This window comes from Paractinoplanes atraurantiacus, assembly GCF_900215205.1.
GTDB lineage: Bacteria > Actinomycetota > Actinomycetes > Mycobacteriales > Micromonosporaceae > Actinoplanes > Actinoplanes atraurantiacus.
In genome coordinates this window covers 1,069,544-1,094,051 of sequence record NZ_OBDY01000001.1, presented here as the reverse complement: position 1 = coordinate 1,094,051, position 24,508 = coordinate 1,069,544, and the positions used below count along the sequence as shown (strand labels likewise).

The following is a 24,508-nucleotide window of genomic DNA, read 5'->3' as shown; positions in this document are numbered from 1 at the left end:
TCTTACTAGGCGGCGCGGAGCGCCGGACCGGTGGTGATCGAGCGAGAACCGCGACCGATGGCCACGAGCCCGGACTGGACCATTTCCTTGATGCCGTACGGCTCGAGGTCGCGCAGCAACGCGTCAAGCTTGTCGGGGTTGCCCGTGGCCTCGATGGTGAGGGTGTCCGGAGCGACGTCGATCACCCTCGCCCGGAACAACTCGACCGTCTCGAGCACCTGGCTGCGCTGCGCGCGGTCGGCGCGCACCTTGACCAGCAGGAGCTCGCGCTGGACCGACTGCTGCGGGTCCAACTCCACGATCTTGAGGACGTTCACCAGCTTGTTGAGCTGCTTGGTCACCTGCTCCAGGGGTGAGGAGTCGGCGTTGACCACGATCGTGATGCGGCTGACGTCCGGGTTCTCCGTCTCGCCGACCGCCAGGGAGTCGATGTTGAAGCCGCGCCGGGAGAAGAGGCCGCTCACCCGAGCGAGCACGCTCGGCTTGTTCTCCACCAGCACGGAGAGGGTGTGCCGATTCATCAGAGGTCGTCCTCTTCGAAGGCGGGACGCACGTCCCGGGCGAACAGAATCTCGTCGTTGCTCGTGCCGGCCGGCACCATCGGCCAGACCATGGCGTCCTTGCCGACCGTGAAGTCGATGACCACCGGGGCGTCGTTGATCTCCATGGCCTGCTTGATGATCTTGTCGACGTCGTCCTTCGACTCGCAGCGCAGCCCGATGCAGCCCAGCGCCTCGGCCAGCTTCACGAAGTCGGGGATGCGGTGCTTGTGCGTGCCCAGCTCGGTGTTCGAGTAGCGGCCGTCGTAGAACAGGGTCTGCCACTGCCGGACCATGCCCAGGTTGCCGTTGTTGATGACGGCGATCTTGACCGGGATGCCCTCCAGGGCGCAGGTCGCGAGCTCCTGGTTGGTCATCTGGAAGCAGCCGTCGCCGTCGATCGCCCAGACCGGCGTGTCCGGCTTGCCGACCTTGGCGCCCATCGCGGCCGGGACGGCGTAGCCCATCGTGCCCGCGCCGCCCGAGTTGAGCCAGGTGGCCGGCTTCTCGTACTTGATGAACTGCGAAGCCCACATCTGGTGCTGGCCCACGCCGGCCACGTAGATCGCGTCCGGGCCGACCAGCTCACCGATCCGCTCGATCACGTACTGCGGGGCGAGCGTGCCGTCGGTCGGCTCCTCGTAGCCCAGCGGGTAGCGCTCGCGCAGGTCGTTCAGCGTGGCCCACCAGGCCTCGTAGCTGTTCTTCTCGTTGCCCGCGCCGACCGCGGCGATCAACTCGTCGATCACGTGCCGGGCGTCGCCCACGATCGGGACGTCGGCGTGCCGGTTCTTGCCGATCTCGGCCGGGTCGATGTCGGCGTGCACGACCTTGGCGTCCGGCGCGAACGAGTCGAGCTTGCCGGTGACCCGATCGTCGAAACGGGCGCCCAGGGTGATCAGCAGGTCGGATTTCTGCAGCGCGTACACCGCCGGGACCGAGCCGTGCATGCCCGGCATGCCCAGGTGCTGCGGGTGCGAGTCGGGGAAGGCGCCGAGCGCCATCAGCGTGGTGACGACCGGGATGCCGGTCAGCTCGGCCAGCTTGCGCAGCCCGTCGGTGGCGCCGGCCTTGAGCACGCCGCCGCCCACGTAGAGCACCGGGCGCTTGGCCGCGGCGATCAGCCGGGCCGCCTCGCGGATCTGCTTGCCGTGCGGGTGCAGCGTGGGCCGGTAGCCGGGCAGGTCGAGCGCCGGCGGCCAGGTGAACGTGGTCTGCGCCTGCAGCACGTCCTTCGGGATGTCGACCAGGACCGGGCCGGGCCGGCCGGTGGACGCCAGGTGGAACGCCTCGGACAGGATCCGCGGGATCTCCTCGGCCGTCTGCACCAGGAAGTTGTGCTTGGTGATCGGCAGCGTGATGCCCTGGATGTCCGCCTCCTGGAAGGCGTCCGTACCGATCGCCGGGCGGGCGACCTGGCCGGTGATGGCGACGATCGGCACCGAGTCCATGTACGCGTCGGCGATCGGTGTCACCAGGTTGGTCGCGCCCGGGCCGCTGGTCGCGATGCAGACGCCGACCTTGCCGGTGGCCTGCGCGTAGCCGGTGGCGGCGTGCCCGGCGCCCTGCTCGTGGCGGACCAGGATGTGGCGGACCTTGGAGTCGTAGAGCGGGTCGTACGCCGGGAGGATCGCGCCGCCGGGAATGCCGAACGCGACCTCGACACCGAGCGCTTCCAGCGACCGCACGAGCGACCCGGCGCCCGAAGTGGGGACCGGGGAGGCTACGGCCGAGGCGGAGGCGGCCGCCGCGACAGTGGCCGGGTTGGCTCGGTGGGCGAGAGTCTCAGGTGTGGGTCTCGTCATGGCTACTCACAAACCTTTACGGGTCAGTCGGTCCGGTACTTGAGCAACAAAAAAGGCCCTCGTGCGGGAAGCACGGGACCTAGCGCACTCGGGTCGGCGGATCAGCCGACGAGAGTGCGCTCACATAAGTACTCGGGACGCGAAGCACATGGGAAACACCTTCCCCCATCTCACGCGGTGAGTCAACTGATCCCACATTTTGATCACTCGGACGGCTCACCCGTTCGGGCCCCGAACGACGGATCGGTCGGCAGAACGGCCCTGAGCTGCCGCATTCCCGGCCCGAGGGCCACCACCTGGCTGCGCGCGGGCTGGTCCTTGGGCGGCGCCGGCTTGGGCGGCGCGGGCAGCGCGCGGGTGCCCGTGCGCAACGTCTGAAGCTGGGCCTCCAGGTGCTCGGCGGGCACGCCCCAGCCGAACAGCGAGCCCTGACCGAGCCGGCAGCCCGCCTCCTCGACCACGGCCCGCTGCGACGGGGTGCCGATGCCCTCGGCCAGCACCTCGAGCCCGAGCCGGTGCCCGATGCGCACCACGACGTCGACCAGCGGCGCGGCCGTGCCGGTGCGCGACTCGGGCTCGGCCACCAGGGCGTGGTCGATCTTGAGGATGTCGACCGGCAGCGTGCGCAGCTGGCCCAGCGACGAATATCCGGCGCCGAAGTCGTCGAGGGCGATCCGCACGCCGGTCGCCCGCAGCTCGGCGAGGCGGCTGATCAGCTCCTCCATGTCGGTGGCGACCGCGTGCTCGGTCACCTCCAGCACCAGCCGCTGGGCTGGGACGCCGTGCTCGGCCAGCACGTCGGCGACCTGGCCGGCGTAGTCGACCGCGTGCAGCTCCTTGGGCGAGAGGTTGACCGACACCCAGACGTCGTGGCCCTTCGACAGCCAGTCGGCGAGCTGGATGACGGCCTGCTCCAGCACCCAGGCGCCGATCCGGTTGATCAGCCCGGACTCCTCGGCGACCGGGATGAACTCGTCCGGGCGCACCGCCCCCAGGGTCGGATGGTGCCAGCGCAGCAGCGCCTCGGCACCGACCGGGCGCATCGACGGCAGCGCCACCACCGGCTGGAAGACCAGGCGCAGCTGGTCGCGGTCGATGGCGTGGCGCAGCTCGCTCTCCAGCGTTCCCCGGCGGCGCAGCAGCTCGTCGTAGCGGGCCTGGTAGCGCTCGACCCTGTTCTTGCCGCGCTGCTTGGCGTAGCGCAGGGCCAGGTCGGCGTCGCGGATCAGCTCGCCCGTGTCGGCCACGCCGAGGCTGGCCGAGAGGAAGACCGAACCGCCATCCACCTCGTACGGCTCACACAGCACCGCCAGCAGCCGGTGCGCGGTCAGCATGGCCTCGTCGGCCGTGCCCCGCATGAGCACGGCGAACTCGTCGCCGCCGAGCCGGGCCGCCACGTCGCCGTCGAGCAGGTTGCGGCGCAGCCGCTCGCCCACCTCGACCAGCACCGCGTCGCCCACGTCGTGCCCGCGCATGTCGTTCACCGTCTTGAAGCCGTCCAGATCGATGCCGACCAGCACCTGCGCCTCGTCGACACCGGCGAGCGCCTCGCGCAGGCCGCGCCGGTTGGCCAGCCCGGTCAGCGGGTCGGTGTGCGCCAGCTCGCGGAAGTGGGCCTCGCTCTGACGAACCTCGAGCGTGTAGTGGCGTACGTCCCGAAGAGCCAGCCATTGCCGCCCGACCAGGGCCAGCCCCACGACGCTGATGCCGAGGTAGCCGTAGAGGTCGAGCGCGCCGTCCCGGGCCAGGTGGTAGCCGAGCGCGCTCACGCCGGCCACGATCGGCACCACCGCGAAGGCCGGGTTGCTGCGCTCGGTCACGTCACCGACCACCTCGACCGGCCGGTCGGCCACCTCGACGGCGCGGGCGATCACGAACAGGCCGGTCGGAAGCAGAAGGGCGCCGGTCAGCACCACGCCGTCCTGGTCCTGGCAGATGCCGGAGGCGATCGCGACCGCGGCGAAGGCGACCAGCGTGACGCCGCCGGCCACCCGCACGGTGATCAGGCGGGGGCGATGCGCGTGCATGGCCAGGACGATGGTCAGGCCGAGCGAGGTGACGGCCAGACCGGCCGGGACCACCACCGACAGGCAGGCCATCGGCGTGGCGTCGCCCAGGACGCGGGTCGGCTCGACCAGGAGCACCCAACCGACGAACCAGATCGCCGCCGCGACGACCAGCCCATCGAGCAGCCGCCGGACGGCCACACCCGGGGTCTCGGCGGCGCCGGGCAGCACGGCCGTGCCGATCAGCAGGGTGAGCACGCCGATCGCCGTGCCGACGGCCACCGCCGTGCCGAGACTGATCCGCGGCGGCTGGGCAGTGGTGATCAGCACACTGGCGACGCCGGCCAAGGCGGCGGCGGTCGCGACGGCGCCGCCCGCGGCCAGGATGAGGTGGGCGCGGCGGGCCGCTCCCGTGTGCCGGCGGCCGGAATTGCCCAGCAAGGCGACGGCCGGGACCGCGACCAGAAGGCCGAACAGCCCCGCCAGCTCCACGCCGGACGGTGATGGCACGGAGACACTCTGCCTGATCTCCATCAATTTCAACAGGGTCGAAATCCCGAGCAGTGGACGTCACGGGCCGTTTACGTCCCGGCCAGTGGCACTATGAGGGGATGCCTGACCTGCGTTCCCGGACCTCGACCCACGGTCGGACCATGGCCGGCGCGCGTGCCCTCTGGCGCGCCACCGGGATGACCGACGACGACTTCGGCAAGCCCATCGTGGCGATCGCCAACAGCTACACCCAGTTCGTACCGGGTCATGTGCACCTCAAGGACCTCGGCGGACTGGTCGCCGACTCCATCGCCCAGGCCGGCGGCGTCGGGCGCGAGTTCAACACGATCGCGGTCGACGACGGCATCGCGATGGGCCACGGCGGCATGCTCTACTCGCTGCCCAGCCGCGAGCTGATCGCCGACGCGGTCGAGTACATGGTGAACGCGCACTGCGCCGACGCCCTGGTCTGCATCTCGAACTGCGACAAGATCACGCCGGGCATGCTGATCGCCGCGCTGCGGCTCAACATCCCGACCGTCTTCGTCAGCGGCGGCCCGATGGAGGCCGGCAAGACGGTCGCCATCGAGGGCATCGTCCACGAGAAGCTCGACCTGGTCGACGCGATGAGCGCCAGCGCCAACGAGAAGGTGACCGACGCCCAGCTCGACACCATCGAGCGCTCGGCCTGCCCGACCTGCGGCTCCTGCTCCGGCATGTTCACCGCCAACTCGATGAACTGCCTGACCGAGGCGATCGGCCTGGCCCTGCCCGGCAACGGCTCGACGCTGGCCACGCACGCGTCGCGCAAGGCGCTGTTCGAGAAGGCGGGTTCGCTGATCGTCGAGATCGCTCGTGACTACTACGAGAAGAACGACGAGTCGGTCCTCCCCCGGAGCATCGCGAACCGGTCGGCGTTCGAGAACGCGGTCGCCCTCGACGTGGCGATGGGCGGCTCGACCAACACGGTGCTGCACCTGCTGGCCGCGGCCCGCGAGGCCGGGCTCGACTTCAGCGTGGCCGACATCGACGCCATCTCGCGCCGGGTGCCCTGCCTGGCCAAGGTCGCGCCGAACAGCCCGAAATACCACATGGAGGACGTGCACCGGGCCGGCGGCATCCCCGCCCTGCTCGGCGAGCTGCACCGTGGCGGATCATTGAAAACAGACGTGCGAAGCGTTCACTCGCCCGATTTGCCGAGCTGGCTGGACAAATGGGACATCCGCGGCGGCGCGCCTGCCCCGGAGGCTTTGGAGCTGTTCCACGCGGCGCCCGGCGGCGTGCGCACGACCCAGCCGTTCAGCACCGAGAACCGCTGGGCGACGCTCGACACCGACAGCGAGAAGGGCTGCATCCGCTCGGTCGACCACGCCTACACGGTCGACGGTGGCCTGGCCATCCTGTTCGGCAACCTCGCGCCCGACGGCTGCGTGGTCAAGACGGCCGGCGTCGACGAGTCGATCTGGAAGTTCACCGGCCCGGCCCGCGTCTACGAGTCGCAGGACGCGGCGGTCGACGGCATCCTCGGCAAGGAGGTCGTCGAGGGCGACGTCGTGGTCATCCGCTACGAGGGCCCGAAGGGCGGGCCGGGCATGCAGGAGATGCTCTACCCGACGAGCTTCCTCAAGGGCCGGGGCCTGGGCAAGGCGTGCGCCCTGATCACCGACGGCCGTTTCTCGGGCGGCACGAGCGGCCTGTCCATCGGCCACGTCTCCCCCGAGGCGGCCGCGGGCGGCCTGATCTCCCTGGTCCAGACCGGCGACGAGATCACCATCGACATCCCGGGCCGCAGCATCACCCTCAACGTCCACGACGACGAGCTGGCCCAGCGCCGCCACGAGGAGGAGAGGCGCACCAAGCCGTACACCCCGGTCGACCGCCAGCGCCCGGTCTCGGCAGCACTGCGCGCCTACGCCTCCATGGCAACAAGCGCAAGCGACGGCGCTTACCGCCGAGTCCCTGAATAGCCCGCAGCAAACGCACGCCCCGGAGCCCCGCACAAGCTTGGTGCGGGGCTCCGCCCGTTCTCCCACCGCGCTGCCCGCCACCACCGAACCGCCCCGACCGCCGGGCCGTTCCCCGCCCGCCGGACCGCCTCCCAGCCGCTTCGCCTCAGCCGGACCGCTCCCCACCGCCCGACCACTTCCCACCTAGCCGTGCCACTCCCACCGTGCGGGCGTTCCCCACCCGCCGGACCACTCCCCACCACCCGGCCGCTTCCACCCGCCGGACCACTCCCCACCACCCGGGCCGCTTCCCAGCCGCCACGCGGAAGCACTCGGTGTACCCCTGAAGAGGCCCCTTCCCGCCGCCGGGCCAATGGCGGCCGCCGGGCCGTGGGCCGCCGGGCCGTGGGCCGTTCCGGCCGCCGGGCCAGCAGATGGTTTCGCCAGATTGCGACTTAGATTAGCCTTACCTCGCTCTTTCGGTCGGCGGTGGCGGGGTCGAACAGCTCGTGGGCGGCGGTCAATGAGCGGCGCAGGGAAGGTCGGAAGGCCGGCATGCAAGACGGCAGAAGACCGGCGAAAGGCCGGCGCGCAAGACGGCAGAAGACCGGCTGAAGGCCGGCGCGCAAGACGGTGGGAGACCCACCGAAAGCCGGCACGTAAGACGGCGCAAGACCGACCGAAAGCCTGTGCGGAAGTCGGTGGAAGGTCGGGGCGGAAGACGGCTTAGGCCGTGGGAACTCGATGGGGAAGTGGTGGCGTTCTGTGGCGCGTGGATGGGAAGGTGCCGTCCTCAAGGTGCTCGGCGGGCGCGATCACGTGCTCACGCTGACCGGCAAGCGGGAGCTGGGACCGCACTATCTGCGGCTCAGTTTTGAGGCGCCTACGTTGCTGGAGAAGGTTCGGCCCGAGCCGGCGGCCTGGGTGCGTTTCTGGATTCCTGACCCGGATGGTGGCAAGCGCGAATATCAGCGCGCCTACACGATCGCCGGTGCTGACGAGCAAGCCGGCACGATCGACGTCGACTTTCTGCTTCATGAGCCGGCCGGGCCGGCGTCCCTGTGGGCCGGCGCGGCCGAAGCGGGCGCGAAGGTCGCCGTGGTCTCGCTGGGCTCGGCACCGTTCCGGCTCGATCCTGAGGCCGAGAGTGTGTTGCTCATCGGCGACCCGTCGTCGGTTCCCGCGATCAACGGCATCCTTCGCGCGCTGCCGCCCACCGTCGACGTCGCGGTGCTGTTGGAGGACGCCGACGGTTTTCCGCTCGCCGAGCACCCGCGGCTGACCGTGCACCACTGCGAGCGTGAGGGGAGCGGGTCGCTGGCTGCCGCCGTACGACCGCTGGTTGAACCTGGGTGTCAGGTGTGGGCGGCCGGCGAGTCGGGCTCGCTCAAAGCCGTGCGCTCTGTGGCCCGCGCTCGCGAAGGGGCGAGCAAGGAGAACACGTACACCCTGGCCTATTGGATCGAAGGCCGCTCGATGGGAACCAACCGCTCCTAGGCCGGCACCGGACTGCCCAGCGTGATGTCGTGGTCGGTGTGGTCGCCGGTCAGCTCGACGCGGGTGGCGACCGGGGCGTGACCGCTGGCCGCGACCGTGTAGACGCCCGGCGGCAGGTCGTGCAGCTCGTAGCGGCCGTCGGGGCCGGTCGTGGCGGCGCCGGCCACCGCGCCCGTACGGTCGACCGCCAGCACCGACGCCTGCGGGATCGGGTGTCCCGAGCCGGCGGCGCGGACGTTGCCGGTCAGCACGCCGCCCACGGTCAAGGTCAGGTCGGCGGGGCGGCCCGGCGAGACCGTGCGCGAGGCCGGGGACGCGTGCGGCGCGGTGGCGGTCAGCGTGTACTCGCGGCCGTCGAGGCCGGACATCGCGTAACGGCCGTCCACCCCGGTGTTCGCCGTGGCCACGACTTCGCCGCGCGGGCCGGTCAGGGTCAGCGCGGCCTCGGCGACCGGCCGTCCGGCCCGGTCGAGGATCCGGCCGGCGATCTGGCCGGCGCCGGCCAGCGACAGCACGCGGCGGATCTCGCCCGCGCCCACGTTGATGGTGGCGGCGGCCGGTTGATGATTCTCGGCCGCGCAGATCAGGAGCAGCGAGCCTCCGGCGGCCGGCGTCATCCGGTACGTACCGTCGGAGTCCGTCGTCGCCCGGGCCAGCTCCCGTCCCTGGAAGTCGGTGATCGTCAGGGTGGCGCCGGGCAGTGGCAGCCCGCCCGGCCCGTCGATCCGCCCCAGGACGACAGCCTCGGATTCGTTCAAGGTGTCCACAGTGGGCTTCCTTTCGGTGTGCACCGCGCGGGCCGGCGCGTGCGCGGGACGAATATCGAGCTCAAGCGCGGGCTCGGCAGACGGCTCGGGCCGGGCGTAAGGCTCGGTCTTGGCGGAAGGCCCGGGCCCGGCATAGGGAGAGGCCGTGACGAAGGGCCCGGGATCGGACTCGGCGAAGGGCCCGGGCTCGGGCTTGGCGGAAAGCCCGGGCTCGGACTTGGCGGAGCGCTGGGCGGAAGGGGCGGCGGAGGACTCTGGGCCGGGCGCGGACTCCGCGAAGGCGGCGGGTGAATGGTCGGCGCGGGAGCGCAGCGGCAGGCCCGGCAGGAAGAGGAACAGAACGAACGCCACCACGAGGACCGCCGCCGCGAGCAGGAACAGGGAGCCCATGGCGTCCGAGAACCCCACCTTGAAGGGATGCGCCAGCACCGGCGTCACATGTTCCAGGAACGACGTGTCGTCGAGCGCCGGCTTCCCTCCCACAGCGTCCAGGATCGGCCGGTCCCCCGGCGCCGGGTTCTTGATCGCGTTCTGGAACGCCGGATCGTCCGCCGCGTCCCGGAAGGCGTTGCCGATCTTGTCGCCGACCGTGGCGAACAGCACCGACAGGAAGACCGCCGTGCCCGCTGTCGCGCCCATCTGGCGGAAGAACGTCGACGAGGCCGTGGCCACCCCGATCTCCGATCGCGCCATCGCGTTCTGCACCGCGAGGGTGACCGGCTGCAGCACCCCTCCCAGGCCCAGACCGAAGACTCCCATGAAAAGACCGGTTTGCCAGTACGGCGTCTCGGCGCCGACCAGGTGCAGCAGCAGGAGCCCGGCGATCATGAGGGCCGCGCCGAGCACCGGGAAGATCCGGTACCGGCCGGTCCGGCTGATCACCTGCCCGGAGATCAGCGAGCCCAGCATGATGCCCGCGGTCATCGGCAGCAGTTGGAGCCCGGACTCGGTCGGTGTCGCTCCTCGCACGATCTGCAGATAGAGCGGAAGCAGCGCAAGCCCTCCGAACATTCCCATGCCGACCACGAATCCGCCGCCGGCGGTGAGCGCGAACGTCCGGTTGCGGAAGAACCGCAGCGGGATCAGCGCCTCCTCGCGCATGAGCCGCTCGGCCAGCAGGAAGAGCAGCAGCCCGGCTCCGCCCACGGCATAGCAGGCGATCGATCGAGCCGAGGTCCAGCCCCACTCCCGTCCCTGCTCGGCCACGGTCAGCAGCGGGCCCAGGCAGAGGCAGATCGTCAGCGCGCCCCACCAGTCGATGCGGTGCTCGCGCCGCTCGTGCCGGATCCGCAGCACCCGCGCCACGACGGCCAGGGCGAGCGCCCCGATCGGCACGTTGACCAGGAAGACCCAGCGCCATCCGGCGATGCCGGCGATCTCGTCGGCGCCGGCGAAGAAGCCGCCGATGACCGGGCCGAGCACGCTCGCCGAGCCGAACACCGCGAGGAAATATCCCTGGTAGCGGGCCTGCTCGCGGGGTGGCACGAGGTCGCCCACGATGGCCAGGGCGAGGGAGAAGAGCCCGCCCGCGCCCAGGCCTTGCAGCGCCCGGAATCCGGCGAGCTGGTACATCGATCCGGCGAAGGCGCAGGCGGCCGACCCGATCACGAAGATGGTGATGGCGGCCAGGAAGAAGCGCTTGCGGCCGTAGATGTCGGAGAGTTTCCCGTACAACGGCGTCGAGATCGTCGCGGTGATCAGGTAGGCCGTGGTGACCCAGGCCTGCATGCTCAGCCCGTGCAGGTCGTCGCCGATGGTCCGGATGGCCGCGGTGACGATGGTCTGGTCGAGCGCGGCCAGGAACATGCCGAGCATCAGCCCGGCCAGCACCTCCACGATGTGACGGTGACTCAGCTGTTTCTCTGCGCCCATGGATCGAGCAACGAGAAATGTTGCCCGATGGGAACGGCTCAGCGGGGAGGTGCCGTACTTCCCCGCGGTGTCAGCTGGGCCGTGCCGGCCTCGACGTTGCCGACCTGCTTGCCGTCGATGGCGGCCAGGAGCTCGCGGGCGGCGTGCGCGCCGTACTCGGCGATGTCGCGGCTCAGCGCGGTCAGCGGCGGGTGGACCAGGCTGCACAGGGGTGAGTCGTCCCAGGCCACGATGGACAGATCGCCCGGAATGGCCAGGCCCATCTCCTGCGCGACGGCCAGGCCGGCCACCGCCATCACGTCGTTGTCGTAGATGATCGCCGTGGGCCGGTCGTTGCCGATGAGCAGCCGCCGGGTGGCCCGGCCGCCTTCCTCGCCGGTGTAGTCGGACGGCACGGTGACCGCCTCGTTCAGCCCGAGCGACGCGCACACCGCGCTGAACGCCTTGGTCCGCGTCTGGGTGTGCAGCAGGTCGGGCAGACCACTGACCCGGGCGATCCGGCGGTGGCCGAGGGCGACCAGGTAGCGGACCGTCTCGGTGACCGCGCCGGCGTCGTCGGACCAGACCTGCGCGATGCGGCCGGTGTCGCCGGGGCCGCCGATCACCACGGCCGGCAGCTGGAGCTGCTGGAGCACGGGGATGCGGACGTCGTTCTCCCGCAGGTCGGTGACGATCACGCCGTCGATGCGGCGCTCGCCCCACCAGCGGCGGTAGACCTCGACCTCGAGCTCGGGGGTGGCGACGACCTGGAGCGTCAGCGCGTAGGAGCGGGCCGCCAGCTCGGCCTCGAAGCCACTGATCAGGCCCATGAAGAACGGCTCGATGCCGAGCATGCGGGCGGGCCGGCACAGGGTCAGGCCCACGGCCCGGGCGCTGGCGCCGGACAGGGCGCGGGCGGCGCTGTTCGGGTTGAAACCGATCTCCTGGGCGATCGCGACGATGCGCTGCCGGGTCGCCTCGGAGACTCCCGGCTGCCCGTTGAGCGCGTACGACACGGCGCCTTTCGACACTCCGGCACGCCGCGCGATGTCGGCGATCGTCGGCCGCTTCACTCGGTCTCCTCTGTTCCCGCTGAGCTTACCGGCGTCGCTCGCCTGGACGCGGATCGGTAGAGCGCTCTCACGAAGCCTTTCGCGGCATCGACCCGCCGACTTGATCGGTTAAGTGTCACCGCACACACCACCCTTTGTAAACGCCAGTGTCCATGCTTGTCCGGTTTGTTCAACTTACCGTTCACTGACAACGTTGACAGATCAACCCCGTAACAAGCTATTGACACTCATCAAGCCCGGCTTTAGCGTCTCCACAACTTATCCGGTTCAGTGAATTCTTCTCTCCGTCATGGAGGCGTAATGGAACGGCTGGGCAAACGAACTCTGCGTGCCGCCGCTGCGGGCGTCGCGGCCACTCTCGTGATCGCCGGGTGCAGCGGGCAGGCGCTCGAGGGCGGCACCGAGGACAAGGCGAGCGGCGACCAGGTCACGCTCAAGGTCGCCTTCTGGGGCGACATGGGCCTCGACAAACTCAAGGCCGCGTACGAGAAAGACCACCCCAACGTCAAGATCGTGCTGAACTCGGGCGAGTACAACGCCCAGCACGAGGACCTGCAGAAGAAGCTGGTGGCCGGCTCCGGCGCGCCGGACATCTCGGCTGTCGACGAGGGCTTCATCGTTCAGTTCCGCGGCCAGGCGGACAAGTTCGTCAACTACCTCGACAAGGGCGGCGCCGAGTTCGAGTCGAAGTACCTGCCCTGGAAGTGGAAGCAGTCGCTGTCGTCCGACGGCAAGCAGATCGGCCTCGGCACCGACGTCGGCGGCCTGGCCATGTGCTACCGCAACGACCTGTTCAAGAAGGCCGGCCTGCCGACCGACCGCGAGGCGGTCAGCAAGCTCTGGTCCAACTGGGACCAGTTCATCGAGGTCGGCAAGCAGTACACGGCCAAGACCGGCAAGAAGTTCGTCGACTCCGGCACCAACATGTTCAACCCCGTGCTCGCCCAGCAGCCGGTCGGCTTCTACGACGAGCAGGAACAGCTGAAGATGGACGGCGGCCCCAAGGTCGCGTTCGACCTGAGCATGAAGGCCATCCAGGCCGACATCTCGGCCGACCTGGCCAGCTTCCAGCCCAACTGGGACCAGGGCTTCAAGAAGGACCAGTTCGCCGTGCTGGCCTGCCCGGCGTGGATGCTCGGCCACATCCAGGACACCGCGCCCGAGCAGAAGGGCAAGTGGGACATCGCCTCGATCCCCGGCGGCGGCGGCAACTGGGGCGGTTCCTGGTGGACCGTGCCGTCGCAGGGCAAGAACGTCGACGCGGCGGTCGACTTCGTGAAGTGGCTGGTTCAGCCCGAGCAGCAGATCGAGGTCTTCAAGACCGTCGGCAACCTGCCCTCGCAGCCGGCGCTCTACAAGGACCCGGCGGTGCTGGACTACAAGAAGGAGTTCATGAGCAACGCCCCCACCGGCCAGATCTTCGCGGCCACCGCGGAGAACCTCCAGCCGCAGTACCTGGGCAAGAAGAACGGCCCGACCCGCGTCGCGGTCGAGAACGTCATCACCCGCGTCCAGCAGGGTGGTCTGAAGCCGGAAGCGGCATGGGCCGAGGCGGTCAAGGAAGCCGAGAAGGTCGCCAAGTCCTGATCTGAAGGCAGCGGCGGGGCGGCGTGGGCCGCCCCGCCCTCACCTAGGAGTGGCCGTGTCCCTCACCCAGCTCCGGCCGGCGGCGCACCACAGGGCTGAGCCGCCCAAGACGCCGAGCAAGGCCAAGCAATGGCTCTACCGGTTCGACATCAAGACCGTCCCGTACGCGCTGATCGCCCCGTTCTTCATTCTCTTCGGCGTCTTCGGGCTCTTCCCGATCATCTTCAACGGCGTGGTGGCGCTGCGGAACTGGCGCCTCGACGACCCGACGCTGACCGGCTGGGCCGGCTTCGGCAACTTCACCAAGCTGCTGTCCGACGAGGACTTCTGGAACGCGCTGGGCAACACGTTCGGCATCTTCATCCTCTCCACCGTGCCGCAGCTGATCGCGGCGCTGATCATCGCCAACCTGCTCAACCGGAAGCTGCGGGCCACCACCTGGTGGCGTATCGGCGTACTGCTGCCCTATCTGACCCCGGTCGTCGCCTCGACCCTGGTCTTCGCGGTCTTCTTCTCCCGCGACTACGGGCTGGCCAACTGGTTCCTGTCGCTGGTCGGATTCGGACAGGACGACCCGCTCGACTGGCGGGCGGCCAAGTGGAGCAGCTGGATCGCCATCGCGACGATGGTCAACTGGAAGTGGATCGGCTACAACGCGCTGCTCTACCTGAGCGCCATGCAGACCATTCCCAAGGACGTGTACGAGGCGGCGGCGGTGGACGGCGCCGGGCCGTGGCGGCAGCTGTGGCGGATCACCGTACCGATGATCCAGCCGGTCGTGGTCTTCACCGTGATCCTGTCGACCATCGGAGGGCTCCAGCTGTTCAACGAGCCGATGATGTTCGACGAGAACCCGCAGTCGGCCAGCGGCGGCTCCGACCACCAGTTCCAGACGATCGCCCAGCTCATCTACAAGGTCGGCTGGAAGGACCTCAACCTGGGATACGCGGCCGCGATGTCCTGGGCCCTCTTCCTGATCATCCTGATCGTGGCCGGCGTCAACGCCCTGCTCACCAAGCGGATCGGAGGTGACCGGTGAGCACCCATCGCTTCGCCCTGAGGGCGCCGCAGGACACGCCCGGCACGTGGAAGACGTACACCGGCCTCGTCCTCATCATGCTTCTCTCGGCGTTCCCGGTGTACTGGATGTTCGTGATCGCGACGAGCACCGACGAGGCGGTCACCAAGATGCCGCCCTCGATCATCCCCGGCAACCAGCTGATGGTGAACCTCAACGAGGTCTTCACCCTCCAGGACGTCTACTTCACGGCCTCACTGATCAACAGCTTCATCACGGCCACGACGATCACCCTGGCCACGCTGTTCTTCTGCTCGCTGGCCGGCTTCGCCTTCGCCAAGCTGCGCTTCCGCGGGCGCAACGCGCTGATGGTCGTGGTGATCCTGACCCTGACCGTGCCCAACCAGCTCGGCGTGGTCGCGCTCTACATCGTGATGGGCAAGCTCCAGTGGAACGGCACCCTGCTCGCGGTGATCGCGCCCGGGCTGGTCAGCGCGTTCGGCGTGTTCTACATGCGGCAGTTCATCGCGCACGCCGTGCCGGACGAGCTGGTCGAGTCGGCCCGCATCGACGGCGCGCTGACCCTGCGCGTCTACTGGAACATCGTGCTGCCGGCGATCCGGCCCGCCCTGGCCGTCCTCGGGCTGCTGACTTTCGTCATGGCCTGGAACGACTTCCAGTGGCCGCTGATCACGCTGAACGGCACCGAGTTCCCGACCTCGATGGTCGCCCTCTCCGACCTGGCCAGCGGAAACTACGTCATCTACCGGCGGGTGCTGGCCGGCGCGTTCGTGGCCACCGTTCCGCTGATCATTCTGCTCCTGATCGGTGGACGGCAACTCGTCCGGGGGATCATGGAAGGCGCCGTCAAGTCCTGACCGCTCGAAGGAGAACCGTGACCTCGTACCAGTCCCTGCACGAAGGGTGGACCGTCTCCGGGGGCGACCTCGTGGACGTGCCGGCGGCCGTTCCCGGCTGTGTGCACACCGATCTGCTCACGGCCGGCCGGATCGACGATCCGTACCTGGACGAGAACGAGAAGAAGCTGGCCTGGATCGGCCGTACGGACTGGACCTACGCGACCACGTTCTCCTACACACCGGGCTCTGTTCGCGCCGACCTTGTCTGCGAGGGCCTCGACACGATCGCGGAAGTCTCGGTGAACGGCTCGCCGGTCGCCGAGACCGCGAACATGCACCGGGGCTACCGCTTCGGCGTCGGCCCGCTGCTGCGGGACGGCACCAACACCCTTCAGATCAAATTCACCAGCGCTTATGCGTACGCCGAGGCGCAGCAACAGAGGCTGGGGCGCCGCCCCAACGCGTACGACGAGCCGTTCAACTTCATCCGCAAGCAGGCGTGCAACTTCGGCTGGGACTGGGGCCCGACCCTGGTCACGGCCGGCATCTGGCAGCCGATCGGCCTTCACACCTGGTCGGTGGCCCGCCTGGCCGAGGTCCGCCCCCAGGTCACCGTGACCGGGGGCGTGGGCCGGGTCGAGCTGCGCGTCCGCCTCGAGCGCGCCTCGGACGAGCCGGTGACCATCAGCGCCTCCATCGCCGGCCGCACGGCTCAGGCCACAGTGGACGGCGTCGAGGCGCTGCTGATCCTCACCGTCGACGACCCCGCGCTCTGGTGGCCGCGCGGCTACGGCGACCAGCCCCTCTACGACCTGGAAGTCGTGGCGACCTCCGCGAGCGGTGAGCTCGACCGCTGGTCGCGGCGGGTCGGTTTCCGGTCGGTGCGGGTCGACACCTCGGACGACGGCTTCGTGCTGGTCGTCAACGACGTGCCGGTCTTCGTGCGCGGCGTCAACTGGATCCCCGACGACGTCTTCGACAACCGCGTCACCCGCGACCGCCTGGCCTCCCGCTTCCGTCAGGCGGCCGGCGCGAACGTCAACTACCTGCGGATCTGGGGCGGCGGCCGCTACGAATCCTCGGCCTTTTACGAACTCGCGGACGAGAGGGGCTTTCTCGTAGGACAGGACTTCCTGTTCGCCTGCGCCGCGTACCCCGAAGAAGAGCCTTTCCGTTCGGAGATCGAGGCCGAGGCCCGGCACAACGTCCTGCGGCTGGCGTCGCACCCGAGCCTGGTGATGTGGACCGGCAACAACGAGAACCTGTGGGGCCACGAGGACTGGGGCTGGAAGCCCGCGCTGAACGGCCTCTCCTGGGGCTCCACCTTCTACTACGACCTGCTTCCCCGGATCGTCGCCGAGATCGACCCGACCCGCCCGTACTGGCCCGGCAGCCCGTACTCCGGCTCCCCCGACCGCTACCCGAACGATCCCGCGCACGGCACGACCCACATCTGGGACGTCTGGAACACCGACGACTACACGAAGTACGCCGCCTACCGCCCCCGTTTCGTGGCCGAGTTCGGCTTCCAGGCCCCACCCACGTACTCCACACTGCGCCGCTCGATCTCGGACGAGCCCCTGGCCCCCGACTCCCCCGGCATGGCCCACCACCAGAAGGCCGCCGACGGCGACAAGAAACTGCAACGGGGCCTGGAAAACCATCTCCCGGCACCACGCGATTTCGACGACTGGCACTACCTGACCCAGCTCAACCAGGCCCGCGCTCTGGCCTTCGGCATCGAGCACTTCCGCTCCCTGCGCCCCCTCTGCGCCGGCACGATCATGTGGCAGCTCAACGACTGCTGGCCGGTGACCTCCTGGGCCGCCGTCGACGGCGACGGGCACAAGAAGCCTTTGTGGTACGCCTTGCGCGACTCCTACGCCGACCGGCTGCTGACCTTGCAGCCGCGCACCGGCGCCCCGCTGGAGCCGGGCGGCCCGCAGACCGAGATCGAGCCGGGCGCGGTCGTCCCGCCGGCGGGCGAGCCCGCCCTGGTGGCGGTCAACGACAGCCGCACCCCGTGGGCCTTCTCGGCCACCGTGACCCGCCGCAACCTCGACGGGGACGTGCTGGCCTCGGCCGTCCTGGGCGCCACGGTCGCCGTGGCCGGGTCCACCACCCTGCCCCTGCCGGCCGGCGTGCGCACCCCCGGTGACCCGTCGGTGGAGTTCATCCTGGCCGAGATCGACGGCCACCGCGCCTGGTGGTTCTTCGCCGAGGACAAGGACATCCCCTGGCCGGCCCCCGACTACACAGCCACGGCCGACTCCACGAAGGTCACCGTCACGGCGCGGACGATCCTGCGCTCCCTGACCGTCTTCCCGGACCGCCTGCACCCCACGGCCGAAGCCGACCGCGCGGCGGTGACGCTCCTGCCGGGCGAGTCGGTCACCTTCCACATCGAGTCCGGCGTGCCCTTGGACCCCGACGCCCTGACCAGGCGCCCGGTCCTCCGCTGCGTCAACGACGTGGCCCGCTGACCGGCCCGGCGCTCCCAGTCCCACCCTGGGAGCGCCGGGTCACGCTTCCTCCATCAACCATTCGCCAGGCAGGACCTCCCGCACGGCCACGATCGCCTCGGCCGACTGCGCACGGCACCACAACCACGTCCCGGCATCCACCCGCAGAATCACCCCGTCACCGGCGAACCACCGCATCGGCCCGCCGCCCGCCCAGAGCGGATAGTCAGGCATAGGCAGCCGCCTGAACCGTTCCTCCAGCACCACCAGGTCGCCGTCGTCCAGTTCCCGGTTGTCGGTGAACTCCCCGCCGGAGAACATCCACTCCGACAGCACCATCTCCACGCACGCCAAGGACACTGTCGCCAGGAAGGGCTGCCACGCGCGCTCGGCGGCCGGGAACGAGGGGCACCGGAACACCACCGGCGGATCGGGTTCGTTCACCGCCGTCAGCGGAACGCCCCACTCCGCGACGTGCTGGTTCTCCACCCGGAAGATCAGCACGTCGCCCGTGTCGTCGACGTGGACCTCGTCCGGGGCGAGTAGCCGGTCCTGGCTGCGGGTCAGGTCGAAGCGGCGGCCGAACAGCTCGTACGCCCGCCGCAGTGAAGCCGGCAGCGACACTCCCAGCTCGGCCTCGTCGCATCCGTCCCCGGGAAGGAGCGGAGTCGCCCACGTCTCAGCGAACCACCGAATGAACTGCCAGGCGTCGGCCGAGGCCATCTCATGGCTGAGGTCGGCGGCGGTCACCTGGTTCAGGCCCGGTGGCTTTCGAGGTAGGCCTCGATGCGCTCGGCCGGGCCCGGGTGGCCGAGGGCGAAACCCTGGCCGTAGAGGCAGCCGGCCTGGGCGGCTCGTTCGATCTGGTCGGGGGACTCCAAGCCCTTGGCGACGATCTCCAGGCCCAGGCGGCGGCCGAGGCTCACCACGATGTCGATGACGGCGGGGCCGTTGCCGGGCAAGGGCTCGGGGGTCGTGTTGGTGAGGGAGGCGTGCAGTTTCAGCATGTCGACCGGGAGGCGGCGCAGGTGGGACAGGGAGGCCTGGCCGGAGCCGAAGTCGTCCAGGGCCGCCCGCACGCCCAGCTTGCGCAGGCCGGACAGGGAGGCCACGATGGCCGGCACGTCCTCGGCGATCCAGTCCTCGGCCACCTCGACCACCAGGCGCTCGGGGGCTATGCCGTAGCGGCGCAGCGTGGTCGCCACGCGGTCGGGGAAGCGGGCCGTCAGGAGCTCGCGCGGCGATACGTTCACCGAGAGCCAGAAGCCCGTGTCTCCCGTGGACCAGGCCGACAGGTGTTTGCAGGCCGTGTCGAGGACCCACTCGTCGAGCTCGGGGGCGATGCCGACGGCGCGGGCGATGGGGAGCAGCTCGTTCGGCATGATCGTGCCGAGGGTGGGGTGGCGCCAGCGCAGCAGGGCCTCGACGCCGGCCGGCTGGTCGTCGCGGAGGCCGACGACCGGCTGGAAGACCAGGTCGAGCTCGTTGCGCTCGATCGCGCCGAGCAGCTCGCGCTCCAGGTCCATGCGGCGGTTGAGCTTCATCTCGACGTCGGGGTCGTACCACTCGACGCGGTCGAGGCCGAGCTGGCGGGCGCGTTTGCGGGCCAGGTCGGCGTGGCGCAGCACCTCGTCGGAGTCGCCGCCGCCGGCCAGCTCGGCCAGGCCGATGCTGGTGTGCAGCTCGACCACCGCGCCGGGCAGCTGGTGCGGCTCGGACAGGACGGTGGCGATGCGGGTGGCCAGCGCGTACGCCAGGACCGCCCCGTCCGTGGTCAGCACCGCGAACTCGTCGCCGCCGAGACGGGCCGGCACGTCCTCGTCGCCGAGCAGGGTGCGCAGGCGGCGGCCGACCTCGATGAGGACGGCGTCGCCGGTCTCGCGGCCGCGCGAGTCGTTGATGTCGCCCAGCCCGTGCAGGTCGATCACCAGCAGGGTGCCCTGCCGGCCGGGACGGCGCCGGTAGGTGAGCAGGTCACGCATCAGCGCCCGGCGGTTGGCCAGGCCGGTGAGCTGATCGGTGTACGACAGTTTGTGCAGCGCCCGCTCGAGATGGCGCCGCTCGCCGATGTCGCGCACGTGCACGACCAGGGCCGCCACCTCGGGCACGGAACGCTGGTCGGAGATCGTCGACTCGGTGTCGCGCCAGAGCTCGGCCCCGTCGCGCAGCCGGGCCGTGACCAGCGCCGGCGGCCCGTCGGCGTGCTCGCCGGCCAGCACCGCGTCGATCATCTCCTGGGCCCCGGCCACGTCGTCGGGGTGGATCAGCTCGGTGAAGCCCTTGCCGACCACCTCGTCGTCGGAGAGGCCGAACAGCCGGGACGCGGCCGGCGACTGCCAGCGGATGCGCAACTGCTCGTCGAGCACGAGGGTGAGGTCGGTGGCCCCGGCGACCAGCGAGCGGAAGTGCGCCTCGGCGGTCTGGAGCTGGCCCGCGTATTTGCGGATGTCGCGGACCACGAGCAGCTCGCGCATCGCCAGCACGGCCACCATCGCGATGCCGAAGATGATGCTGGTCGGGTCGAAGCTGCGGACCTCGACCAGGTGCCAGATGGCCGCGACCACGCCGACGCCGGCCGGCACGGCGAGCAGCGGATAGCTCGCGAGGTACTGGTCGGGGTTGCGCGGCTCGGGCGGCGGCAGCGGAAGGTCGCGGCGGGAGCCGCCGTCGGCCGTCAGCGCGAGCCCGGCGACCAGCAGCACACCGACCAGGGCCGGCGCCACCCCGCCGACGCTCCCGGTGATGGTCCCGCCGAGACCGGGGTCGAGCAGCGTCGCGAGGGCGGCCAGGCCGATCAGGACCAGGATCGCCCCGGAGCCGCAGCGGACCGCGGGCCGGCGGTGCGGGGTGCCGCGCAGCACCGAGACCAGCACGATCGCGATGCCGGTGGCGGCGATCAGCGTGACCGGCAGGGTCGCCGGGTGCGCCTGTTTGACGGGCGGGATCAGGTATCCCGCGAAGGCGATGCTGACGCCGAGACCGAGCCCGTCGAAGGCGCGCCGGCTGTGCAGCGCCCAGCCTCGCCCGGCACCGGGCAGCAGCAGGGTGCCGACGGAGTAGCAGGCCGCGGCCACGCCGAGCCCGGCGGTGGCCCAGACCGTCGCGCCGGGCGGCGACCAGGCGGGCACGGTGGCGGTCAGGGCGGTCGCGAGCCCGCCCATGCCGACGAAGCCCGCACCGCGGCAGGCCACGAAGGTGCCGTCGGAGTGGTGGATCGCCAGCGCGGCCCGCACGAGGACCGCGGCCGCCACGAGGCCGTAGCCGCCGGCCGCGACCGCCAGCGCGAGCCGGGCCGGGATCAGCCCGGCGGCGCCGGCGATCAGGATCGCGGCCGCGATCGCTGCGGGCACACCGAGGATCAACACCCGGTGCCGGGGCGACCGGGTGGCAGGTGCGGTGGGGGGCTGCACTGCCAAATCGACGATCCTCTGGGAATCTCGCCGGGTAGGGGGGTTGTACGGGGGCGCTGTCCGGATAACGACGCGTCCCCCGAACAGGTTACGGCCGGGTAGTTCGGGGGCGCACGTCGAAGTTGTCGGCTATGGACGGCTCCCTCCGGCCACCGACGGCAGCACCTGGATCTCGGACCCCTCGGCCACCGGGGTGTCCAGCCCGGCGGTGCGCCGGCTGTCCTCACCGTCCACGTAGACATTGACATAGCGCCGCACCGCGCCCTGCTCGTCGCGGATGCGGCGGGCCAGCCGGGGCCAGCGCTCGCCGACCTCGGCCAGCACGGCCGCCAGCGACCCCGACGCGGTGATCTCGAGCCGGGACGCGCCGCCCGCCTCGGCCCGCAGCACGCCCGGCACCAACAGGACCGGCATCAGATCGACACCGCCCGCACGGAGAGCACGTCGGGCAGATGAGCCACCACCGTCGTCCACGACTCGCCCTCGTCGCCCGAGGCGAAGACCTCGCCGGCCCGGGTGCCGAAGTAGACGCCGGCCGTGCCCGCGTCGTCGGTGCACATCGCGTCGCGCAGCACGACCGGGTAGTAGGGCCCGCCGGGCAGGCCACTGCTCTGCTCCTCCCACTTGTCACCGGCGTCGGTGGAGCGGAAGACGCGGCAGCGCAGCTCGGTGGGATGCCTTTTCGAGTCGGCGGTCAGCGGGAAGTTCCAGATCACGCCGGGCCGGCTCGGGTGGGCGACCATCGGGAACCCGAAGTCGCTGGGCAGGGTCTCGGCGATCGACTGCCACGAGTCGCCGCCGTCGGACGAGCGGTAGACGCCGTGATGGTTCTGCGCGTAGAGCCGGGTGGGATCGGCGGCGTCACGGGCCACCCGGTGCACGCACTGCCCGAACTCGGGCCACGGATCGGGCATGAAGTACGCCTTGATGCCCTTGTTGGCCGGGGCCCAGCTCTCGCCGCCGTCGGACGAGCGGTAGACGCCGCCGGTCGACATGGCCACGAGCAGGCTCGCCGGGTCGGTGGGGTGGGGCAGGATCGTGTGGACCGCCTGGCCGCCGAAGCCGGCGCCCCACTCCGGCCGGTGCGGGTGGTCCCAGAGGCCGCGCACCAGCTCGAACGAGCGGCCGCCGTCGGTGGAGCGGAAGAGCGCGGACGGCTGGGACCCCGCGTAGATCACGCCGGGCTCGGCGCCGGGCACGATCTGCCAGATCCGCTCGACCGACGCCCCGGCGCCGTCGGGGAAGGCGACCGGCGCGGAGTCGGGCTCCTCCCAGGTCTCGCCGAGGTCGTCGCTCACCGCGATGCTCGGCCCGAAATGTGAGTTGTCCACGGCCGCGAGCAGCCTCGGCCGCGGTCCGCTGGTGTCCACGCCGACCGTGTAGATCGCCGTGCCGGAGAAGTGTGCCGGACCCACCTGCCAGGTCCGCCGGTCGTCGTCGCTGGTGGCCAGGAACAGCCCTTTCTGCGTTCCGATCGCGAGCAGCGTTGTCATGCCGCCGAGTATGCGCCGTGGGTCCGACAGAAATGGCGCACAACGTGGGTGGGACACTGGGATACGTGAGTTCTAAGCCCCTTCTCCGTGTCCGCAAGACCGGTGCCCTGCTGGTCGCGGCCGGTCTGGCCTTCCTCGGCGCCATCCCGTTCGCCGGCGCCCGGTGGGAGCTCACCCCCGTGCTGCTGATCCCGATCGCCTTCTTCGTCTGGGCCTGGCGCGCCGGCACCGACGTCTATGCCGATGAGCTGCGGGTCAAGGCGCTCGTCGGCAGCACCCGGGTGCCGTGGCCGCGCATCGCCGAGCTCGCCCCCGACGAGCGCGGACAGGTCTCGGCCCTGCTCGACAACGGCAACGTCATCAAGCTGACCGCCGTCACCTCGGAAAACCTGCCGCGGGTGCTCGCCGCCGGCGGGCAGGAGATCAAGGAAGCCGACTGACTCAGGTTCCGCCGCTACCCTGGGGTGCGTCGAGATCGAGGAGGTCGAGTGATCGTGCGTTCCCGCCGGGGCCGGGCCGTCGCCGCGGCGCTTGCCGCCGTGCTCGCGCTGACCGCGGCGTGCAGCTTCGGGCCGCCCGATCCCGACCAGCAGGGCGCACCGCCCAACCTGCCCAAGCCCTCGGCGGTCGAGCCGTCCGGTGACGCCAGCGCCGATCCCGGCGGCGGCAGCCAGGAGGTCGCCGTCACCGTGCTGGCCAAGGCGCTCGACGTCCCGTGGGGCATGGCGTTCCTGCCCGACGGCACGGCGCTGGTCACCGAGCGCGACACCGGCCGCATCCTGAAGGTCGGCCCGGAGTCCGACGCGAACGGCCTGACGGTCACCGAGGCGCAGCGGCTCAGCGAGGTGCAGGCGTCCGGCGACGGCGGCCTGCTCGGCATCGCGGTCTCGCCGAAATACGCCACCGACAAGACCGTCTTCGTCTACTACTCGACGGCCAAGGACAACCGGATCGGCAAGCTCACCCTCGGCGGCAAGCTGCAGACGATCCTCACCGGCATTCCGCGCTCGGCCTCCGCCAACGGCGGCGCGCTCGCCTTCGGTCCCGACGGCATGCTCTATGCGGGGACCGGCGACGGCACGGCCACCGGCACCCTCGCGCCGAACCCGAAGAGCCTGGGCGGAAAGATCCTGCGCATGACCACCGCCGGCAAGCCCGCCGCCGGAAACCCGGTCAAGACCTCGCTGGTCTGGTCCTCCGGGCATCACAACGTGCAGGGCATCGCCTGGGACAAGACCAAGCGGATGTACGCCACGGAGACCGGCCAGAAAAAGTCGGGCGAGCTCAACGTCATCGTCAAGGGCAAGAACTACGGCTGGCCCAAGACCGACGGCACGGGCGCCGACGCCAAGCTGAACAACCCGATGTTCAGCTGGCCGGTCGCCGAGTCGTCCTGCTCCGGCGTGGCCGTGATCGAGCAGACCGTGGCCACCGCCTGCCTGCTCGGCCAGCGCGTCTACCTGCTCAACGTGACCGGCAACGGGACGGTGCTGGGCACCCCGCAGGCCGTGCTGACCGGCGAGTACGGCCGGCTGCGGGGCATCATCGCCGCCCCCGACGGCTCGCTGTGGGTGAGCACGTCGAACCGGGAGGACGGCGGCACCCCGGACACCGACGACGACCGCATCATTCGGCTGGTCTTCTCCGATGGTGGGGCCGGTCGCAGCTGACCATGGCACGGTTTGACGGGAAGCGGGTGGGG

The 24,508-nt window shown here is 70.5% G+C and carries 17 protein-coding genes; 8 read left to right on the top strand and 9 right to left on the bottom strand.

The genetic code is table 11. The features are described from left to right. Positions 1-5 precede the first annotated feature (5 nt). The 3 genes from ilvN to CRP55_RS05200 all read right to left on the bottom strand — a co-directional run bounded on the left by ilvN (position 6) and on the right by CRP55_RS05200 (position 4,860). Complete coding sequence (gene ilvN, locus CRP55_RS05210) at positions 6-521, bottom strand: acetolactate synthase small subunit (RefSeq protein ID WP_097318253.1); 516 nt, start codon at positions 519-521, stop codon at positions 6-8. Further along, positions 521-2,344: an acetolactate synthase large subunit gene (locus CRP55_RS05205; RefSeq protein ID WP_097318251.1), complete on the bottom strand. Its 1,824-nt coding sequence runs from the start codon at positions 2,342-2,344 to the stop codon at positions 521-523. The genes ilvN and CRP55_RS05205 overlap by 1 nt, the downstream gene beginning before the upstream one ends. Positions 2,345-2,547: 203 nt before the next feature. After that, positions 2,548-4,860 (bottom strand): putative bifunctional diguanylate cyclase/phosphodiesterase, encoded by a 2,313-nt coding sequence (locus CRP55_RS05200; RefSeq protein WP_342751515.1) that lies wholly within the window; start codon positions 4,858-4,860, stop codon positions 2,548-2,550. Positions 4,861-4,961: 101 nt separating this feature from the next. Here CRP55_RS05200 and ilvD point away from each other — a divergent pair, with 101 nt between their 5' ends. Together ilvD and CRP55_RS05190 are read left to right on the top strand one after the other, a co-directional pair. Further along, entirely contained in the window at positions 4,962-6,809 is a 1,848-nt protein-coding gene (gene ilvD, locus CRP55_RS05195) for a dihydroxy-acid dehydratase (protein ID WP_097318249.1), read from the top strand. Positions 6,810-7,553: 744 nt separating this feature from the next. Continuing rightward, positions 7,554-8,285, top strand: coding sequence for a siderophore-interacting protein (locus CRP55_RS05190; RefSeq protein WP_179855011.1), 732 nt, complete (start codon positions 7,554-7,556; stop codon positions 8,283-8,285). On the opposite strand, the gene CRP55_RS05185 is transcribed toward CRP55_RS05190, so the two are convergent. Beyond that, positions 8,282-10,924, bottom strand: coding sequence for a DHA2 family efflux MFS transporter permease subunit (locus tag CRP55_RS05185; protein WP_097318247.1), 2,643 nt, complete (start codon positions 10,922-10,924; stop codon positions 8,282-8,284). The two genes, CRP55_RS05190 and CRP55_RS05185, sit on opposite strands and share 4 nt — an antisense overlap. A gap of 38 nt (positions 10,925-10,962) precedes the next feature. After that, a complete protein-coding gene (locus CRP55_RS05180; RefSeq protein ID WP_097318246.1) occupies positions 10,963-11,976 on the bottom strand; it encodes a LacI family DNA-binding transcriptional regulator in 1,014 nt (337 codons plus the stop codon). Positions 11,977-12,276: 300 nt separating this feature from the next. Here CRP55_RS05180 and CRP55_RS05175 point away from each other — a divergent pair, with 300 nt between their 5' ends. From CRP55_RS05175 to CRP55_RS05160, 4 genes are all read left to right on the top strand, one after another. Beyond that, positions 12,277-13,563, top strand: a complete 1,287-nt coding sequence (locus tag CRP55_RS05175; RefSeq protein ID WP_097318245.1) for an ABC transporter substrate-binding protein — start codon at positions 12,277-12,279, stop codon at positions 13,561-13,563. Between the two features lie 55 nt (positions 13,564-13,618). Continuing rightward, a complete protein-coding gene (locus tag CRP55_RS05170) occupies positions 13,619-14,602 on the top strand; it encodes a carbohydrate ABC transporter permease (RefSeq protein ID WP_097318244.1) in 984 nt (327 codons plus the stop codon). Between the two features lie 77 nt (positions 14,603-14,679). Further along, positions 14,680-15,459, top strand: a complete 780-nt coding sequence (locus tag CRP55_RS05165) for a carbohydrate ABC transporter permease (RefSeq protein ID WP_438865765.1) — start codon at positions 14,680-14,682, stop codon at positions 15,457-15,459. Positions 15,460-15,476: 17 nt separating this feature from the next. Further along, a complete protein-coding gene (locus CRP55_RS05160) occupies positions 15,477-17,924 on the top strand; it encodes a glycoside hydrolase family 2 protein (RefSeq protein ID WP_097318242.1) in 2,448 nt (815 codons plus the stop codon). Between the two features lie 39 nt (positions 17,925-17,963). Here the strand turns inward: CRP55_RS05160 and CRP55_RS05155 are convergent, their stop codons facing one another. From CRP55_RS05155 to CRP55_RS05140, 4 genes are all read right to left on the bottom strand, one after another. Then, positions 17,964-18,653 carry a hypothetical protein gene (locus CRP55_RS05155; RefSeq protein ID WP_097318241.1) on the bottom strand — a complete coding sequence of 230 codons (690 nt, stop codon included), beginning with the start codon at positions 18,651-18,653 and terminating at the stop codon, positions 17,964-17,966. Between the two features lie 5 nt (positions 18,654-18,658). Further along, complete coding sequence (locus CRP55_RS05150; protein ID WP_245922786.1) at positions 18,659-21,253, bottom strand: GGDEF domain-containing phosphodiesterase; 2,595 nt, start codon at positions 21,251-21,253, stop codon at positions 18,659-18,661. A gap of 189 nt (positions 21,254-21,442) precedes the next feature. Then, the gene (locus CRP55_RS05145) at positions 21,443-21,727 is read right to left on the bottom strand and encodes a MoaD/ThiS family protein (protein ID WP_097318239.1); all 285 of its coding nucleotides are present in this window, start codon (positions 21,725-21,727) and stop codon (positions 21,443-21,445) included. Continuing rightward, entirely contained in the window at positions 21,727-22,806 is a 1,080-nt protein-coding gene (locus tag CRP55_RS05140) for a WD40/YVTN/BNR-like repeat-containing protein (protein WP_097318238.1), read from the bottom strand. Before CRP55_RS05140 ends, CRP55_RS05145 begins: the two co-directional genes overlap by 1 nt. 65 nt (positions 22,807-22,871) lie before the next feature. On the opposite strand from CRP55_RS05140, the gene CRP55_RS05135 reads away from it, so the two are divergent. Both CRP55_RS05135 and CRP55_RS05130 read left to right on the top strand, forming a co-directional pair. Next, complete coding sequence (locus CRP55_RS05135) at positions 22,872-23,246, top strand: PH domain-containing protein (protein ID WP_097318753.1); 375 nt, start codon at positions 22,872-22,874, stop codon at positions 23,244-23,246. A gap of 48 nt (positions 23,247-23,294) precedes the next feature. Beyond that, positions 23,295-24,476: a PQQ-dependent sugar dehydrogenase gene (locus tag CRP55_RS05130; RefSeq protein ID WP_245922785.1), complete on the top strand. Its 1,182-nt coding sequence runs from the start codon at positions 23,295-23,297 to the stop codon at positions 24,474-24,476. Positions 24,477-24,508: the final 32 nt, after the last annotated feature.

Coding starts and splice junctions, on each gene's coding strand:
- ilvN (WP_097318253.1), bottom strand. CDS start 521: ATGAATCGGCACACCCTCTCCGTGCTGGTGGAGAACAAGCCGAGCGTG.
- CRP55_RS05205 (WP_097318251.1), bottom strand. CDS start 2,344: ATGACGAGACCCACACCTGAGACTCTCGCCCACCGAGCCAACCCGGCC.
- ilvD (WP_097318249.1), top strand. CDS start 4,962: ATGCCTGACCTGCGTTCCCGGACCTCGACCCACGGTCGGACCATGGCC.
- CRP55_RS05185 (WP_097318247.1), bottom strand. CDS start 10,924: ATGGGCGCAGAGAAACAGCTGAGTCACCGTCACATCGTGGAGGTGCTG.
- CRP55_RS05175 (WP_097318245.1), top strand. CDS start 12,277: ATGGAACGGCTGGGCAAACGAACTCTGCGTGCCGCCGCTGCGGGCGTC.
- CRP55_RS05165 (WP_438865765.1), top strand. CDS start 14,680: ATGCTTCTCTCGGCGTTCCCGGTGTACTGGATGTTCGTGATCGCGACG.
- CRP55_RS05145 (WP_097318239.1), bottom strand. CDS start 21,727: ATGCCGGTCCTGTTGGTGCCGGGCGTGCTGCGGGCCGAGGCGGGCGGC.
- CRP55_RS05140 (WP_097318238.1), bottom strand. CDS start 22,806: ATGACAACGCTGCTCGCGATCGGAACGCAGAAAGGGCTGTTCCTGGCC.